At 62.9% G+C, this 15,314-nt stretch carries 13 protein-coding genes; all 13 read left to right on the forward strand.

All coding sequences use genetic code 11. The features are described from left to right. Positions 1-22 precede the first annotated feature (22 nt). The 13 genes from IFT98_RS18260 to IFT98_RS18320 all read left to right on the forward strand — a co-directional run bounded on the left by IFT98_RS18260 (position 23) and on the right by IFT98_RS18320 (position 15,308). Entirely contained in the window at positions 23-1,705 is a 1,683-nt protein-coding gene (locus IFT98_RS18260; RefSeq protein WP_122800782.1) for a flavin monoamine oxidase family protein, read from the forward strand. A 55-nt stretch (positions 1,706-1,760) separates the two neighbouring features. Further along, positions 1,761-2,543, forward strand: coding sequence for a carbon-nitrogen hydrolase family protein (locus IFT98_RS18265; RefSeq protein ID WP_192050921.1), 783 nt, complete (start codon positions 1,761-1,763; stop codon positions 2,541-2,543). Between the two features lie 756 nt (positions 2,544-3,299). Further along, complete coding sequence (locus IFT98_RS18270; protein ID WP_122477118.1) at positions 3,300-4,070, forward strand: hypothetical protein; 771 nt, start codon at positions 3,300-3,302, stop codon at positions 4,068-4,070. Between the two features lie 56 nt (positions 4,071-4,126). Beyond that, positions 4,127-5,242, forward strand: coding sequence for a DegT/DnrJ/EryC1/StrS family aminotransferase (locus IFT98_RS18275; protein WP_192050923.1), 1,116 nt, complete (start codon positions 4,127-4,129; stop codon positions 5,240-5,242). A 46-nt stretch (positions 5,243-5,288) separates the two neighbouring features. Continuing rightward, positions 5,289-6,821 (forward strand): lipopolysaccharide biosynthesis protein, encoded by a 1,533-nt coding sequence (locus tag IFT98_RS18280; protein WP_192050925.1) that lies wholly within the window; start codon positions 5,289-5,291, stop codon positions 6,819-6,821. Continuing rightward, positions 6,818-7,744 (forward strand): glycosyltransferase family 2 protein, encoded by a 927-nt coding sequence (locus IFT98_RS18285; protein WP_192050926.1) that lies wholly within the window; start codon positions 6,818-6,820, stop codon positions 7,742-7,744. The genes IFT98_RS18280 and IFT98_RS18285 overlap by 4 nt, the downstream gene beginning before the upstream one ends. A gap of 7 nt (positions 7,745-7,751) precedes the next feature. Next, positions 7,752-8,201, forward strand: a complete 450-nt coding sequence (locus tag IFT98_RS18290; protein WP_122477112.1) for a low molecular weight protein-tyrosine-phosphatase — start codon at positions 7,752-7,754, stop codon at positions 8,199-8,201. Beyond that, positions 8,198-10,414: a polysaccharide biosynthesis tyrosine autokinase gene (locus IFT98_RS18295; protein WP_192050928.1), complete on the forward strand. Its 2,217-nt coding sequence runs from the start codon at positions 8,198-8,200 to the stop codon at positions 10,412-10,414. The genes IFT98_RS18290 and IFT98_RS18295 overlap by 4 nt, the downstream gene beginning before the upstream one ends. 26 nt (positions 10,415-10,440) lie before the next feature. Beyond that, positions 10,441-11,226: a WbqC family protein gene (locus IFT98_RS18300; protein WP_122795575.1), complete on the forward strand. Its 786-nt coding sequence runs from the start codon at positions 10,441-10,443 to the stop codon at positions 11,224-11,226. Then, a complete protein-coding gene (gene rfaH, locus IFT98_RS18305; RefSeq protein ID WP_192050930.1) occupies positions 11,223-11,735 on the forward strand; it encodes a transcription/translation regulatory transformer protein RfaH in 513 nt (170 codons plus the stop codon). Before IFT98_RS18300 ends, rfaH begins: the two co-directional genes overlap by 4 nt. A 39-nt stretch (positions 11,736-11,774) precedes the next feature. Next, a complete protein-coding gene (locus IFT98_RS18310; RefSeq protein WP_122714911.1) occupies positions 11,775-12,779 on the forward strand; it encodes a glycosyltransferase in 1,005 nt (334 codons plus the stop codon). Next, a complete protein-coding gene (locus IFT98_RS18315; RefSeq protein WP_122795576.1) occupies positions 12,776-14,014 on the forward strand; it encodes a glycosyltransferase family 4 protein in 1,239 nt (412 codons plus the stop codon). The genes IFT98_RS18310 and IFT98_RS18315 overlap by 4 nt, the downstream gene beginning before the upstream one ends. Then, a complete protein-coding gene (locus tag IFT98_RS18320; protein ID WP_192050932.1) occupies positions 13,983-15,308 on the forward strand; it encodes a hypothetical protein in 1,326 nt (441 codons plus the stop codon). Before IFT98_RS18315 ends, IFT98_RS18320 begins: the two co-directional genes overlap by 32 nt. Positions 15,309-15,314 lie beyond the last annotated feature (6 nt).

Below are 15,314 nucleotides of genomic sequence, written 5' to 3' on the forward strand. Positions count from 1 at the left end.
CAGCCTCAGCCAAGGTCCCTCCATGAGCCCAACATCACGTCACCCCGCCGACGGCAAGAAGCCCGTCACCGTTTTCGGCCCGGACTTTCCCTTCGCTTTCGACGACTGGATCGAGCATCCGGCCGGGCTGGGCGTGATTCCCGAGCATCATCATGGGGCCGAGGTGGCCATCGTCGGCGCCGGTATCGCCGGGCTGGTGGCGGCCTACGAGCTGATGAAGCTGGGCCTGCGGCCGGTGGTCTATGAAGCCTCGAAAATGGGCGGGCGCCTGCGCTCGCAGAAGTTCGAGGGCACCGAGGAGATCGTTGCCGAGCTGGGCGGGATGCGCTTTCCGGTTTCGTCCACGGCGTTCTACCACTACGTCGACAAGCTCGGCCTGAAAACCAAGCCCTTTCCCAACCCGCTGACGCCGGCTTCGGGCAGCACCGTGATCGATCTGGAAGGCGAGACCTACTACGCCCAGACCCTGGCCGACCTGCCGGCGCTGTTTCAGGAAGTGGCTGACGCCTGGGCCGATGCGCTGGAGGAAGGCGCACGCTTCGGTGATATCCAGCAGGCGATACGCGATCGTGACGTGCCGCGCCTCAAGGAACTGTGGAACACCCTGGTGCCGTTGTGGGACGACCGCACCTTCTATGATTTCGTGGCCACGTCCAAGGCCTTTGCGCAGTTGTCATTCCACCATCGCGAGGTGTTTGGCCAGGTCGGTTTCGGCACCGGCGGCTGGGATTCGGACTTCCCCAATTCGATGCTGGAAATCTTCCGTGTGGTGATGACCAACTGCGACGATCACCAGCATCTGGTGATCGGCGGCGTGGAGCAGGTGCCGCTGGGCTTGTGGAAGCATGCGCCCGAACGCTGCGCCCACTGGCCGGCCGGCACCAGCCTGGCGTCACTGCACCGGGGCGCGCCGCGCGGCGGGGTGAAGAAGATCGCCCGCGCCGCCGATGGCCGCTTTGCGGTGACCGATCACTGGGACGACACCCGCCACTACGCCGCCGTGCTGACCACCTGCCAGAGCTGGCTGCTGACCACCCAGATCGAATGCGAGGAGACGCTGTTCTCGCAGAAGATGTGGATGGCGCTGGACCGTACCCGCTACATGCAGTCTTCGAAGACCTTCGTCATGGTCGACCGGCCCTTCTGGAAAGACAAGGACCCGGAGACCGGCCGCGACCTGATGAGCATGACCCTCACCGACCGGCTGACCCGCGGCACCTACCTGTTCGACCATGGCGACGACAAGCCAGGGGTGATCTGCCTGTCGTATGCGTGGATGAGCGATGCCTTGAAGATGCTGCCCCACCCCGTGGAGAAGCGCGTCAAGCTGGCGCTGGATGCCTTGAAGAAGATCTATCCGAAGGTGGATATCGCCGCGCGCATCATCGGCGATCCGATCACCGTGTCGTGGGAAGCGGACCCTTACTTCCTTGGCGCGTTCAAGGGCGCGCTGCCGGGTCACTATCGTTACAACCAGCGCATGTATGCGCACTTTATGCAAAGCGCGCTGCCAGATGCACAACGCGGTATCTTCATCGCCGGTGACGACGTTTCGTGGACGCCTGCCTGGGTCGAAGGCGCGGTTCAGACGTCACTGAATGCGGTGTGGGGCATCATGACCCACTTCGATGGCTACACTCACCCGGAGAACCCTGGGCCGGGGGATGTTTTCGACGAACTGGGGCCCATTGCCCTGTCGGATTGACCGTGCCCTTGATTGCCACACTTGATCAGCAGACTTGATCACAAAAGGAGCCCGCATGCGCATAGCCTTGTACCAATGCCAGTCCCAACCGCTCGACGTCGAGGGCAACCTCGAGCGCCTGAAGGCACGCGCCCGCGAGGCCGCACAGTGGGAAGTCGAACTGCTGGTACTGCCGGAGATGTTCCTGAGCGGCTACAACATCGGCGCGGAGGCGGCGCGCACCCTGGCGCAGGCCAGTGACGGCGCCAACGCCGAGCAGGTCGCGCAGATCGCCCGGCAATTCGGCCTGGCCATTTTGTACGGCTACCCCGAACTGGATGAACAGGGCAACGTATACAACGCGGTGCAGTTGATTGACCGCACCGGTGCGCGCCTGGGCAACTACCGCAAGACACACCTGTTCGGCGACGCCGATCGCGCCATGTTCAGCGCAGGCACACAGGCGCCCGCGCTGCTCGAGTTCAATGGCTGGAAGCTGGGCCTGTTGATCTGCTACGACCTGGAGTTTCCGGAAAACGCTCGCCGGCTGGCGGCCGCGGGGGCCGAACTGATTCTGGTGCCCACGGCCAACATGGTGCCCTACGGTTTCATTGCCGAGGTGACCGTGCGCAGCCGGGCTTTCGAGAACCAGTGCTACGTGGCGTATGCCAACTACTGCGGCAAAGAGGAGGAATTCGAGTACTGCGGTTTGAGCAGCATTGCCGGGGCAGATGGGCAGCAGATTGCCAAGGCCAGCCGTGACGAAGCGTTGATCGTGGGTACCTTGGACAAAGCCTCGCTGGCATCGGCGCGCACTGCCTTCACCTATTTGAACGACAGGCGGCCGGAGCTTTACTGAAGCAGCCTTGGGAGTGGTCATTGGTCGCGAGAGGCATCCTGAAGCGTATCTGATACACCGCGGGGGTTTTTTCGCGGCCGCTGACCGCTCCTACGGAGTTCCAGGTGTTTGTGCGGCAGAAATGGCGCTTGGCCAGTGATGTCAATAAACCATCATAGGGATGCTCCTACCCCCATGATGGTTTTTTTTTGACGACATTAAATAGTCGGCGTCTGTAGGGATTTCGAGGTTCCGCCGCGCTTGCGGAACGGCTGAGCCCAGGCGCTGTGCGGGTTTGCGAGCCGTGCAGCGGATTGACGGGAGGAAAACGTCGGAAACCCACAATTAAGCAGCAATATGCCAGCGCCAGAAATAAATTATGATGTAAATCATATAGTTAAGTCGTTTTGATGAACGCATTCTAGCCAGCGCACTATTTTTGACGAAAGCGATTGACAGTCCCCCTGCCAAAGCCGATATATCACCCATCTGCCGCCAACACAGCAGTTGCAGTGGTGCCAAAGAGCGCTGCGCACATTCGACCCACTACCCCGTATTGCCTTGCAGGCGCTGACTTTGATGACCGGTCCGCGCTATGTGTTCTGGCGTGTGCGCACAGCCTGTTCATTGCAGTACGCAGTCGTGGTGTGCACACGAAGTTGCAAGTAGCAAGTTGAAGGGATCGTCGAGTACGAACCGGGCGGTAGCTTTGCCCAAACATATAGAACGTTAGTTATGGCGTTCAATCAATCGCGTGTCCAAGGAGGGTTCTTCCTCATGCCACATTTGTTCAACCTGGATGAAAGCACGTCGCGCCGCCTGGCGGCCGATATGAACGAACAGGGCTATGCCGTACTGGAAAACGCTTTGGCGCCCTACGTGCTGGAAGAACTTCGTGCCTATGTGGATGACCAGGCTGCGCGCCATAACAACCAATATTTCGCGTATCATGGCAATGCGCCACTCGTGGGCAGCCGATTGGCTGCCACGGCGGTATCGAGCGAATTCCGCCAGCACCTGGCGCGCCTTCACGAGCAGGGCCAGGGCCATGCGGCCCCCAGCGACCAGGTGTTCCCGGTGCTGCGGTGCGTGCAGGGCCACAGTGGCTTGAAAGAATCCAACGCGTTTCACTTCGACGCCACCCTGCTGACCATGCTGGTGCCGATTTTCATTCCCGACCAGGGCAAGGACCGCGGCGATCTGGTGCTGTTTCCCAACCTGCGCCGCGTGCGTGGCAGCGTGCTGTTCAACGCCGTCGAGAAGGTCGTGTATCAGAACCCGCTGTGCCGCCGCCTGATGGGCTGGTGCATCGAACGCGGCTGGCTCAAGCCGCTGTTGCTGCGCATGAAGCCTGGCAATGTGTATTTCTTCTGGGGCTATCGCTCGCTGCATGCCAACCAGCCATGCGATCCGGCGCACCGTCGCGCCACCGCGCTGTTCCACTACGGTGACCCGCATGCCGGCAGTCTGACCACGCGGATGATCCTGCGGCTCAACCAGCACCGCGCTCGCCGCGCAGTCGCTCGCAGCAAAAGTCAGGCGTCCTGAGCGGACAACACCGTGTTGGACACTTCGGGGAATGGCGAGCAGCCAGGGAGCAGCAAATGATCAACGTAACCAAGTCCTATCTGGGCGACATCGACAAGTTCAAGGCCTATGTGGACCGTATCTACGAGTCCCACTGGCTGACCAACCACGGTCCGCTGTGCTGCGAGCTGGAGGAGCGCCTCAAGGATTACCTGGGCGTGCGCCACCTGATCCTGACCAACAACGGCACCCTGGCACTGCAAGTCGCCTACCGCGCCCTGGGCCTGTCCGGCAGCGCCGTGACCACGCCGTTCAGCTTCGTGGCTACCAGCAGCTCGCTGCACTGGGAAGGCATTCGCCCGGTGTTCGCCGACATCGACCCGCACACCTGGAACATCGACCCCGAGCAGATTCCAGCCAGCCTGCAGCCCGACACCAGCGCCATCGTTGCCACCCACGTGTTCGGCAACCCTTGCGCGGTGGAACGCATCGAAGCGATTGCCCGCCAGTACCGCCTCAAGGTGGTGTACGACGGCGCGCACGCTTTCGCCGTGAAACAGGCCGGCCAGTCGGTCTTCAACTGGGGCGATGCCAGCACCTTGAGCTTTCATGCGACCAAGCTGTTCCACACCATCGAGGGTGGCGCGATCGTCACCAACGACGACGATGTGGCTGCCCGTGTGCGCAAGCTGTGCAACTTCGGCATCACCGACGTCGACAAGATCGAAGGCCTGGGCACCAACGCCAAGCTCAACGAGTTCTGCGCCGCCATGGGCCTGAGCGTGCTCGACGACATCGACAACATCCTCGTGCGCCGCGCCGAGATGGGTCATTACTACACCCAGCGCCTGGGTGGCTACCTGGACCTGCAACGTCAGGCCGACGACAGCCAGATCAACTACAGCTACTTCCCGGTGGCGTTGCAGAACGAAGCCCAGGTGCTGGCCATGCGCACTGCGCTGCAGGCCGACGGCATCAACCCACGACGTTATTTTTACCCCTCGCTCGATACCCTGGACTATCTGCAACCGCAAGCGGTCCAGTACCAGTCGCGCAGCTTGAGCGACCGTGTGCTGTGCCTGCCCATCTACCCTGGGCTGGCGCGCGCCACTCAGGATCAGGTCATCGATACCCTGCTGCGCGGCCACGAGCTGCATTACCCACAACCCGTTGCATGGGCCGCCGCCGTATGAACCGCCGTAACCAAAGCCTGAAAGCGTGCAACCAGGGCAATCGTCGATGAAGAAGCTTTCGGTCATCCACAACACCGCCCTCAGCTACCTGGGCCAGGCCTATGCGCTGGTGATCGGCATCTTGATCATGCCGTTCTACCTCAGCCATCTGGGCGCCGAGGCGTACGGCCTGATCGGTTTCTACGCGGTGATGCAGGCCTGGCTGCTGCTGCTCGACGCCGGCGTCTCGCCGTCGCTGGTGCGCCAGATCGCGCATCACCAGGGCAGCAGCGACAGCGCCGCAGCCAAGCGCATCGGCGGCTGGTTGATGCGCTCCTTCGAGCTGGTGTTCCTGCCCATGGCCGTGGTGTGTGCGCTGGCCGTCTACCTGGCCAGCGACTGGATGGCCACGCACTGGCTGCAGGCCCAGGCCCTGGACCCGCGCACCATCGTCAACTGCGTGATCCTGATGGGCGTGATGGTGGGCCTGCGCCTGTTCGCCACCCTGTACAAGAGCGGCCTGCAAGGCCTGGAAATGCACGCCTGGTTGAACAACGCCAACGTGGTGATCGCCACCCTGCGCTACTTCGGCGGCCTGGTGCTGGTGACCTGGGTGTCGCAGGACGCGCAGGTGTTCTTCGAATTCCAACTGTTCGTGGCGCTGGTGGAGACGTTGATCTTCGCCGCCAAGGCCTACCGCCATCTGCCCGCACCGACCCCCTTGAGCGGGTTCAACTGGGCGCTGGTGAAACCGATCCTGCCGTTCGCTGCCAGTGTCTCGCTGACCGCGGTGGTGTGGATCGTTCTGACCCAGCTGGACAAGGTGCTGCTGTCCAAGGTACTGCCGCTGGCCGAATACGGGTATTTCTCGCTGGTCGCGTTGCTGACCACCGGCATCATGATGATGATCAACCCGCTGGTGCAGACCCTGCTGCCACGCATGACGGTACAGGTCGCCGAAGGCCGTGAAAGCGACATGCATGCCCTGTACCTGGGTGCCAGCCGCTTCGTCAGCACCTTTCTGTTTCCCCTGGCGGCGATCATCGCGTTCTATGCCGAACCCTTGCTGTTCGCCTGGAGCGGTGACACGCAGGCTGCCCAGTGGGGCGCACCGATCCTGTTCTGGTACGCCCTTGGCAGCGCCATCCTGGCGGTCAGCGCGTTCCAGTACCACTTGCAATACGCCTACGGCGAAATGCGCCTGCACATCTGGTACAGCGTGATTTCGGCCGCGATCAGTGTGCCGGCGATGATCATCGCGGTGTACGGCTTTGGCGCCCTGGGCGCGGCCGTGACCTGGTTCCTGCTGCGCCTGGTGTCGTTCGCACTGTGGCCGCAAGTGGTGCATCGGCGCCTGGCGCCAGGCCTGCACCGGCCCTGGCTGCACGACATTCTGCGCATCAGCCTGAGCACCGTGCTCGGCGTGCTGCTGACCCATCCGCTGTTCACGGCCATCGCCGGCGGGTCCAACAACCGCCTGGTGATCTTCGCCGCCCTGGCCGTGTGCGGCGTGTTGACGCTGACCCTGGTGGCGGCGACCTACAAACCACTGGCCCAGCGGGTTTTCCTGAAGTTGAGCAGAGCGAGCGTCGAACGATGAACCGGACCGAACAACAGATCATGCACACCTGGCCCGAGGGCCAGGAACCGCTGCTGTCGATCACGTGCCCGGCCTACAACCAGGTCGAGTACATCGAGCAGACCTTGAACAGTTTCCTGGCGCAACGCACCACGTTCGCCTTCGAGATTCTGATCAACGACGACGCTTCAACCGATGGCACCACGCAGGTGATCAGCCGCTACGCCGAACAGTACCCGAACATCATCAAGCCGGTGTTCCACGAGCACAACCAGTACCAACTGGGCCGCTGGTGCTTCCCGGCCCTGTTCAACCGGGCGCAGGGCAAGTACATCGCCTACTGCGAGGGCGACGACTACTGGATCGATCCGCTCAAGCTGCAGAAGCAGGTGAATTTCCTCGAAGCCAACCGCGACTACGTGCTGACCTACCACGACGCCATGGCCTTCGACAGCGAGGGTGACAAGGGGATCCAGCTGACCGGCAAGTACCAGGCCGATGCCACCGCCATGGACCTGCTCAAGACCCGGCCGATCTCGACGCTCACCACCTGCTTTCGCAACGTGCTGCACGAGCTGCCCCGTGAGCTGGAACAGGCACCGGTGCTGGACCTGTGCTGGTGGTCGATGCTCGGTGCCCACGGCAAGGGCAAGTACCTGGCCGACATCGCACCGGCGCGCTACCGCCTGCACCCTGGTGGGATCTTTTCCCAGCGCCCGAACCAGAGCAAATTGCAGATGACCCTGCACACCTATGCGTGCCTGGCCAACTACTACTTCCGCCAGGGCGACCGGGTGCTCTACGAGCACTTTCTGGTCCAGGTGTCGGGCATGTGCATCGCCGCTATCAGACCGGTGCAGAAGCTCAAGGCCGTACTGCACGTGTCGGGCAACGTTAGCCGCAACCTGCTGCGACGCCTGACGCCCGCTGCGGCGAGGGGCTGAAGACGACATGATCAACAAGGTTCTGGTGATCTGCATCGGCAACATCTGCCGCAGCCCCATGGCAGTGGCCCTGTTGCGCAAGCACGCGCCGCACCTGCAGGTCGAGTCGGCCGGATTGGCCGCGTGCGTGGGCAACGACATGGACAGTCTTACCGCGCAGGTATTGGCCGATAACCAGGTGCCACGGCCGGCGCACGCTGCCACCCAGCTCACCGACGAGCTGGTGCGCTGGGCCGATCTGATCCTGGTCATGGACCAGCGCCAGTTGCGCAGCATCACCAGCAAGGCCCCGCACACGCGAGGCAAGACGTTCCTGATCGGCAAGTGGCGCGACGACTTCGAAATCGACGATCCCTATCGCCGCCCCATTGCCGCCTTTCAACGGACCTACACCGAATTGACTCGGTGTATCGAAGGCTGGTTGCCCTACCTGAGATCTGAGGATCGACAAAGATGACCGCGATGAACCGTACAAACCTGGAGTATTACAAGGACACCCAGATCGATCTCGCGACGATTCTACGGACCTTGTTCGATCACAAGAAACTGATTGTCGTGGTGGTGGCCCTGTTCACCCTGCTCGGCGGTTTCTACGCCGTGATTGCCACGCCGGTGTACCAGGCCAATGCCATGATCCAGATCGAGCCGAAGAAGGTCGGTCTGGATGCCACCCCGCAGCTCAATACCAAGCCGGCCTCGGTATCGGAAGCGGTGACCGAGATCGAACTGATCAAGTCGCGCACCGTGCTCGGCCAGGTGGTCAGCGACCTCAAGCTGGACGTGGTGGCCACGCCGCGCTACTTCCCGGCGATCGGCCGCTACATGGCCCGCGAATTCACTCCCACCGGCAGCCAGAAACTGGCCGCCCCGCTGTTCGGTCTGGATGCGTTCGCCTGGGGCGGCGAGAAGATCGACGTGTTCAACCTGGACGTGCCGGCCAACCTGCTGGGCGAGCGCATGACGTTGGTCGCCGGGCCCAATGCGACGTATCGACTGGTGGACGCCGCTGGTGCGCCGCTGCTCAGCGGTCGTGTCGGCGAGATCAGCCAGGGCAACGGCATCACCCTGCAATTGGCTGAACTGACCGCCCGCCCCGGCACTGAATTCCGCCTGGTGAAGAATCGCCTGCTCAACACTTCGCTGGACTACCAGCAGCGTCTGCGCGTGGCCGAATCGGGCAAGGACTCGGGCATCGTCTACCTGAGCATCAACGACACCGACCCGGTACAGGCCAACCGCGTGCTGGATGAAGTGAGCCGCCTGTACGTACGCCAGAACGTGGAACGCAGTTCGGCCGAAGCCGCCCAGCGCCTGGACTTCCTGCGCTCGCAATTGCCGGTGGTACGCAAGGAACTGGAGAAATCCGAAGAAGCCCTGCACGCCTTCCAGATGCGCACCAAGTCGGTGGACATCACTCTGGAGACCAAGGCACTGCTCGACCAGATGGTGGCCTACGATGCGCAACTGTCCGAGCTGCGCCTCAAGCGCACCGACCTTGATCGCCTGTACACCCGTCAGCACCCTGCATCAGCCGCACTTAGCCAGCAGATCAGCCAGATCGAGTCGCAGAAGACCTCCCTGCAGGCACAGATCAAAGGCCTGCCCGAGACCCAGCAGGAACTGCTGCGCCTGACCCGTGACATGCAGGTGACCACCCAGACCTACACCCTGGTGCTGAACAAGAGCCAGGAACAGGACATCATCCGCGCCGGCAACATCGGCAACGTCCGGATCATCGACAAGGCCGACAGCAACATCGAAGAACCGGTCAAGCCCATGCGCGCCGTCATCGTGCTGGTGGCGATGCTGCTGGGTGCCCTGGTCGCCGTGGCGATCATCTTCATCCGCCAGGCGTTCTACCGCGGCGTGGAAAACCCGGAAGTGATCGAGAACCTGGGCATGCCGGTGTACGCCTCGCTGCCGCTGTCGCGTCAGCAGGAACGCCTGCAGAAAAAACGCGACAAGGGCGTGACCAATCGCGAATCGCGCCTGCTCAGCGTGGCCGCACCCAGCGAGCTGGCCATCGAGTCGCTGCGCAGCCTGCGCACCAGCCTGCACTTCGCGATGATGGAAGCGCGCAACAACGTGCTGATGATCACCAGCCCCATGCCGGGCGTGGGCAAGTCGTTCGTCAGCGCCAACCTGGCGGTGATCATTGCCCAGGCCGGCAAGCGCGTATTGCTGATCGACGGCGACATGCGCAAGGGCTACCTGCACCGATCGTTCGGCCTGCAGCCCAAGCACGGCCTGTCCGATGCCCTGGCTGCACGCCTGGGCAACACCGAGGTGATCAACGCCACCGAGGTGGACAACCTGCACCTGATCGCCTGCGGTTTCGCTGCACCCAACCCTTCGGAGCTGTTGATGCATGACAACTTCAGCAAGCTGCTGCGCGAGCTGTCGCCGCATTACGACCTGGTGATCATCGACACCCCGCCAGTGATCGCCGTGACCGATGCCAGCCTGATCGGCCGCCAGGCCGGGACCACCCTGCTGGTGGCCCGCTTTGGCCAAAGCTCGGTCAAGGAAATCGAGGTCAGCAAACGGCGCCTCGCGCAGAACGGCGTGCTGGTCAAGGGCGCGATATTCAACGGCGTGATCCGCAAGGCGTCCACCGCCGAGTACGACTGCGCCGCCTACGGCTACGACTATTCGCCGAGCAAGAAGTAATCGCCTAGCAAGGCAGGAGTCTCCCGATGTCCAGAACCGTAGCAATGATGCAGCCTTACTGGTTTCCCTATTTCGGCTATTTCCAGCTGATCGCCGGCGCCGATGCCTTTGTGCTCGGCGACAGCCTGCAGTACGTACACCCCGGTTGGGTCAACCGCAACAGGCTGCTCAGCTCGGGCGCTGCAACGCTGTTCACCCTGCCGTTGAAAAAGGACCGTTCGGACCTGGCGATCAATCAGCGCGAGCTCAGTGACAACGCTCCGCAGGTGCTGGACAAGCTGCTCAAGAGCATCGCCATGAGTTACTCCCGCGCGCCTTACCGCGACGAGGTGCTGGCGCTGCTCAAGCCGCTGCTGACCTACCCGGAACGCAACCTGGCGCTGTACCTGGAGTACTCGCTGCGCAAGGTCTGCGAGTACCTGCAGATCGACACGCCGATCCACGTCATGTCCACCCTGCCGGTGGACCAGCGTCAGGTGCAGGACAAGCAGGACCGTGTGGTCAAGCTGGCGCGGCACTTCGATGCGCAGCGCTACCTCAACCCCATCGGCGGCACGGCCCTGTACGACGAGGAATATTTCGCTCGTCACGACCTGGAGCTGCGTTTCCACCGCATGGACGAGCTTTGCTACACGCAGTTCAAGGACCCGTTCGTGGCCAACCTGTCGATCATCGACGTGCTGATGTTCAACCCGGTATCACGGATCCGCCAGTGGCTGCCCTGCTACAGCACGCTCAAGCCGAGCGCTGCGCAGGACACCTTCAAGGTGGTCACCAGTCCCTCCGCCCACGCCATCGAGATGCGCTCATGAACGACTTCGACAGCAACGCCAACTGGTACCTGATCCAGACCAAGCCGCGGCAGGAAGCCCGTGCCGAAGAACATCTGCTGCGTCAGCAATACGACTGCTTTCGCCCGTTGCGCGCCGCCCCTGTGCTGACCCGCAGCCGCCGCGTGGCCGATGAGGACTTGTTCCCCGGCTACCTGTTCATTCGCCTGGACTGCAACGACAACTGGTACCCGATCCGCTCGACCCGTGGCGTGTGCCGCATCGTTGCCTTCGGCGGCATGCCGTGCCCGGTGCCGGACAGCCTGATCGCCAGCATCCGCCAGCGCGCGCAGAGCAGTTCGGCGAACGCGGTGCGCTTCACCGAAGGCGAAGCGGTACGTGTGCGCAACGGCGACAGTGACGTACAGGCCATTTTCCTCTGCGAGGACGGCGATGAACGCGCCGTGATCCTGCTCAACATGCTGCAGCGCGAACAGCGCATCAGCCTGCCCCGCAGCAGCCTGCAGCGGCTTACCGCGCACGCCTGCTGAGCGGCGCACAGACATACGATGCTTTAGGAGAGCTGTTCGATGAATGCCAAGACCACGCTGGTGACACTGACGTACGGCGATCGCTTGTGTTACCTGGAAGCGCTGATCGAGCGTTCGCTGGCCTCTGCACACATCGAACGGGTGGTGGTGGTGAGCAACGCGTCGCGCGCCGACCTGAACTCGCTGCGTACGCAGTGGCCAACCCAGATCACCGTGATCGAGTTGCCCAGCAACACCGGCTCGGCCAATGGCTACAAGGTCGGTATCGAAGCGGCGCTGCAACTGGGCGCCGAATACCTCTGGCTGATGGACGACGACAATGCACCCACCCTGGGCGCGGTCGAGACCCTGCACCAGCGGCTGCACGAGTGCGAGCGCATCGTCGGCGTGGACAAGGCCGCCGTGATCGGTTTCCGTCCCAATCATCAGGCCGACATCGCCTCCGGCGTGCCGCATCGCTACGCGATCCAGCTGCGCTCCAGCTGCTTCGGTTTTCATGTCGCGCAGTTGCCCTACAAGCTCTGGCGCCGCACGCCCTGGGGCAAGCCTGCCGGGCGCAAGGCAACCAGCAAGCCGCTGGTGCAATTGCCATTCACCACCTACGGCGGCCTGCTCGCGCACCGCAGCGTGTTCCAGAAGATCGGCCTGCCGCTCGAAGACCTGCTGCTGTATGCCGACGACACCGAGTACACCTGGCGCATCACTGCCAGTGGTGGGCAGATCTTTCTGGTGACCGAAGCGCTGCTCGACGACCTGGAAGAATCGTGGAACGCCAAGGCGCGTACCAACAACATCTTCGAGAGTTTCCTGCTCGGCAACTCGGACCTGCGCGCCTACTACACCGCGCGCAACCAGGCCTGGTTCGACAAGCACGTGTGGGCCGGCTCGACCCTGCTGTACCGGCTCAATCGGTCCGTGTTTCTGCTGTTGCTGCGCTATTTCGCAAAAAGGAGCGGTTCGGACCGACGCCTGGGCTTGCTTCAGCAAGCCATGCGTGACGGGGAATCGGGTCGTCTGGGCATTCACGAATCCTACCCACTATGAAGATACTGTTCCTGAGCAGCCTGTACTCGCCGCACATCGGCGGCGGTGCTGAAATCGTCCTGCAGCGCACGGTCGAGGGCATGCACCAGCGTGGCCACGAAGTGTGCGTGCTGAGCACTGGTCCCGACGCGGGCCTCAAGCATGAATACGTGAAAGGCGTGAAGGTGTATCGCGCCGGGCTGCTCAACACCTACTGGCACTTCAGCGAACAGCGCCCTGGCGCGCTGGCACGCCTGGGCTGGCATCTGCGCGACAAGTACAACATGGGCATGCGCACCTACCTGCGCGACGTGCTGGCAGCCGAGAAGGTCGACCTGGTGGTGTGCCACAACCTCAGTGGCTGGTCGGTGTCGGCATGGGACGAGATCTCCAAGTCCGGACTGCCGCTGGTGCAGGTGCTGCACGACATGTACCTGATGTGCCCGAGCAGCAACATGTTCAAGAAGAACGCCGCCTGCAAGACGCCCTGCACCCTGTGCAAGCATTTCCGTCAGGGCCATGCCGAACGTTCGGCCCAGGTCGACGCGGTGGTTGGGGTCAGCCAGCACCTGCTGGGCAAGCTCACCGATGCACGCTTCTTCCGCAATGCTTCGCAACAGGTGATCTACAACGCCAGCCCGAAAATCGACCACGCGCCGTCGCGTTTCGCCCGCCTGGATCAGGCCGAGCCGCTGCGTTTCGGCTACCTGGGCACGCTGTCCGAACCCAAGGGCCTGCGCTGGCTGATCGACCAGTTCAAGCGGTTGCCCTTCAATGCCACCTTGCAGATCGCCGGGCGCGGGCAACTGGACTACGAGCAACTGCTCAAGCAGGAAGCCGGCGGCGAGAACATCCACTTCGTCGGCTACCAGTCGCCGGAAACCTTCTATCGGCAGATCGACGTGGCCATCGTGCCGTCGATCTGGAACGAGCCGTTCGGCCTGGTGGCGGTAGAAGCCTGCGCCCACTCGGTGCCGGTGATCGCCAGTGCCCGCGGCGGTTTGCCGGAGATCATCCAGGACGGCGTCAACGGCCTGCTGTGCAACCCCGACGAGCCGCAAACCCTGGGCCTGGCGATGCTGCAGCTGTACCGCGACCCCGAACTGCGCGAACGCCTGGCCGCCCAGGCGCGTGACAGCGTCGAGCATCTGCTCGACCAGGAACGGATGCTCGACAGTTACCAACAGCTGTTCCTCGATGTTCTGCAAAGAAGAAATGTCCATCATGAAATCAGCCCTGTCACTCAGTCACTTTGAGGCGCCGGCAGCGCGACTTGCGGTGAACAAGTCGACGCTGGTGGTCTGGACCGCGATCGGCCTGCTGCTGGCCGAAACGTTTTCCGGCGCCTTGCGCTATTACTTCGACCAGGCCGGCATCTCGGCCCTGCTGTACTTGCCCAAAGTGCTGTGTGTGGTGCTGTTCGCGCTGGAACTGACCAGCTTCAAGGCGCACCGCCTGTTCTGGGTACTGCTGCTGGGGCTGGTGCTCTCGGCCGGCCTTGGCCTGCTGCACGGCGCAGCGCTGGCGAACCCGCTGTTCAGCATCTTCGTGTACATCCCGCTGCTGTTCGGCCTGGTCTGCGGCGAGCATCTGGAGCAGCGCCGCGTGCTGCTGGGCTGGGCGGTCGGCCTGTGCCTGGCAGCGACCATCACCGGTGTGTACGTGGACAGCATGTTCTCGGTGCCGTGGAAGGGCTACAGCTACAACCTGGGCGACCAAGAGCTGACCGGCAACATGACCTGGGCGGCGGACGGCGTCGACCGGCCTGCCGGCTTCGCCCGAATGTCGACCACTGCGGCAACGCTGACCGCGATCTTCACCCTGTACCTGAGCGCTTTCATGCGCTCCAAGGTGTTGATGCTGGGCCTGCTCGCGCTGGCCTTCGCGACCATTCTGGTGACCACCAACAAGTCGACCGCCGCGGCGTTCCTGGTGACCCTGCTGGTGATGCCGCTGTACAACCAGCGCCTGCTCTGCCGCGTGTTGTTCGCGGTGCTGGTCGGTGTCGGCGCCGCGCTGCCGCTGATCGGCCTGTGGACACCGCTGGATCCGAGCCTGGCCGCCAGTGGCGCCGAAGGCAGCCTGGTATCGCTGTACGACCGCATGATCAACACCTGGCCGCGCCTGGCCGATGAAGTGCTGCGCCGCGACTGGAACTGGACCGGCGGCGGCTTCGGCATGGTCGGCAGTGCGGTGAACATGTTCCCGGTGGACAACGTCAAGTACCCGGCCGTCGCCGACAGCCTGTTCATGTACCTGTGGGCCTGTTTCGGCCTCATGGGCCCGGTGCTGTATGCGCTGCTGCTGCCGCTGCTGATGACGCTGCGCAGCAAGAACAGCTGGATGGGCCGCGGGCTGCTGAGCATTTCCCTGTGCGTGGTGGTAGTGGGCTGGACGACCGATGTCCTCGAAGTGCCGGTCTGCGGACTTTTCCTGGGCATGGCCGTTGCCCATGCCCTGCGCCGCAAGGCCATGCCCAGCCATTGGCTGATTACCGAACGACGTCGCAGCAACCGTGATGATTACCCAGATGGCCTCCAACTGACATGAACCTTT

Origin of the sequence: Pseudomonas sp. CFBP 8770 (genome assembly GCF_014841705.1) — a bacterium.
Classification (GTDB): Bacteria; Pseudomonadota; Gammaproteobacteria; order Pseudomonadales; family Pseudomonadaceae; genus Aquipseudomonas.

Bases quoted from the DNA above. Each gene is read 5' to 3' on its own strand.
- rfaH (WP_192050930.1), top strand. From the start codon at position 11,223: ATGAACGACTTCGACAGCAACGCCAACTGGTACCTGATCCAGACCAAG.
- IFT98_RS18320 (WP_192050932.1), top strand. From the start codon at position 13,983: ATGAAATCAGCCCTGTCACTCAGTCACTTTGAGGCGCCGGCAGCGCGA.
- IFT98_RS18270 (WP_122477118.1), top strand. From the start codon at position 3,300: ATGCCACATTTGTTCAACCTGGATGAAAGCACGTCGCGCCGCCTGGCG.
- IFT98_RS18290 (WP_122477112.1), top strand. From the start codon at position 7,752: ATGATCAACAAGGTTCTGGTGATCTGCATCGGCAACATCTGCCGCAGC.
- IFT98_RS18310 (WP_122714911.1), top strand. From the start codon at position 11,775: ATGAATGCCAAGACCACGCTGGTGACACTGACGTACGGCGATCGCTTG.
- IFT98_RS18265 (WP_192050921.1), top strand. From the start codon at position 1,761: ATGCGCATAGCCTTGTACCAATGCCAGTCCCAACCGCTCGACGTCGAG.
- IFT98_RS18315 (WP_122795576.1), top strand. From the start codon at position 12,776: ATGAAGATACTGTTCCTGAGCAGCCTGTACTCGCCGCACATCGGCGGC.
- IFT98_RS18275 (WP_192050923.1), top strand. From the start codon at position 4,127: ATGATCAACGTAACCAAGTCCTATCTGGGCGACATCGACAAGTTCAAG.
- IFT98_RS18285 (WP_192050926.1), top strand. From the start codon at position 6,818: ATGAACCGGACCGAACAACAGATCATGCACACCTGGCCCGAGGGCCAG.
- IFT98_RS18260 (WP_122800782.1), top strand. From the start codon at position 23: ATGAGCCCAACATCACGTCACCCCGCCGACGGCAAGAAGCCCGTCACC.
- IFT98_RS18280 (WP_192050925.1), top strand. From the start codon at position 5,289: ATGAAGAAGCTTTCGGTCATCCACAACACCGCCCTCAGCTACCTGGGC.
- IFT98_RS18300 (WP_122795575.1), top strand. From the start codon at position 10,441: ATGTCCAGAACCGTAGCAATGATGCAGCCTTACTGGTTTCCCTATTTC.
- IFT98_RS18295 (WP_192050928.1), top strand. From the start codon at position 8,198: ATGACCGCGATGAACCGTACAAACCTGGAGTATTACAAGGACACCCAG.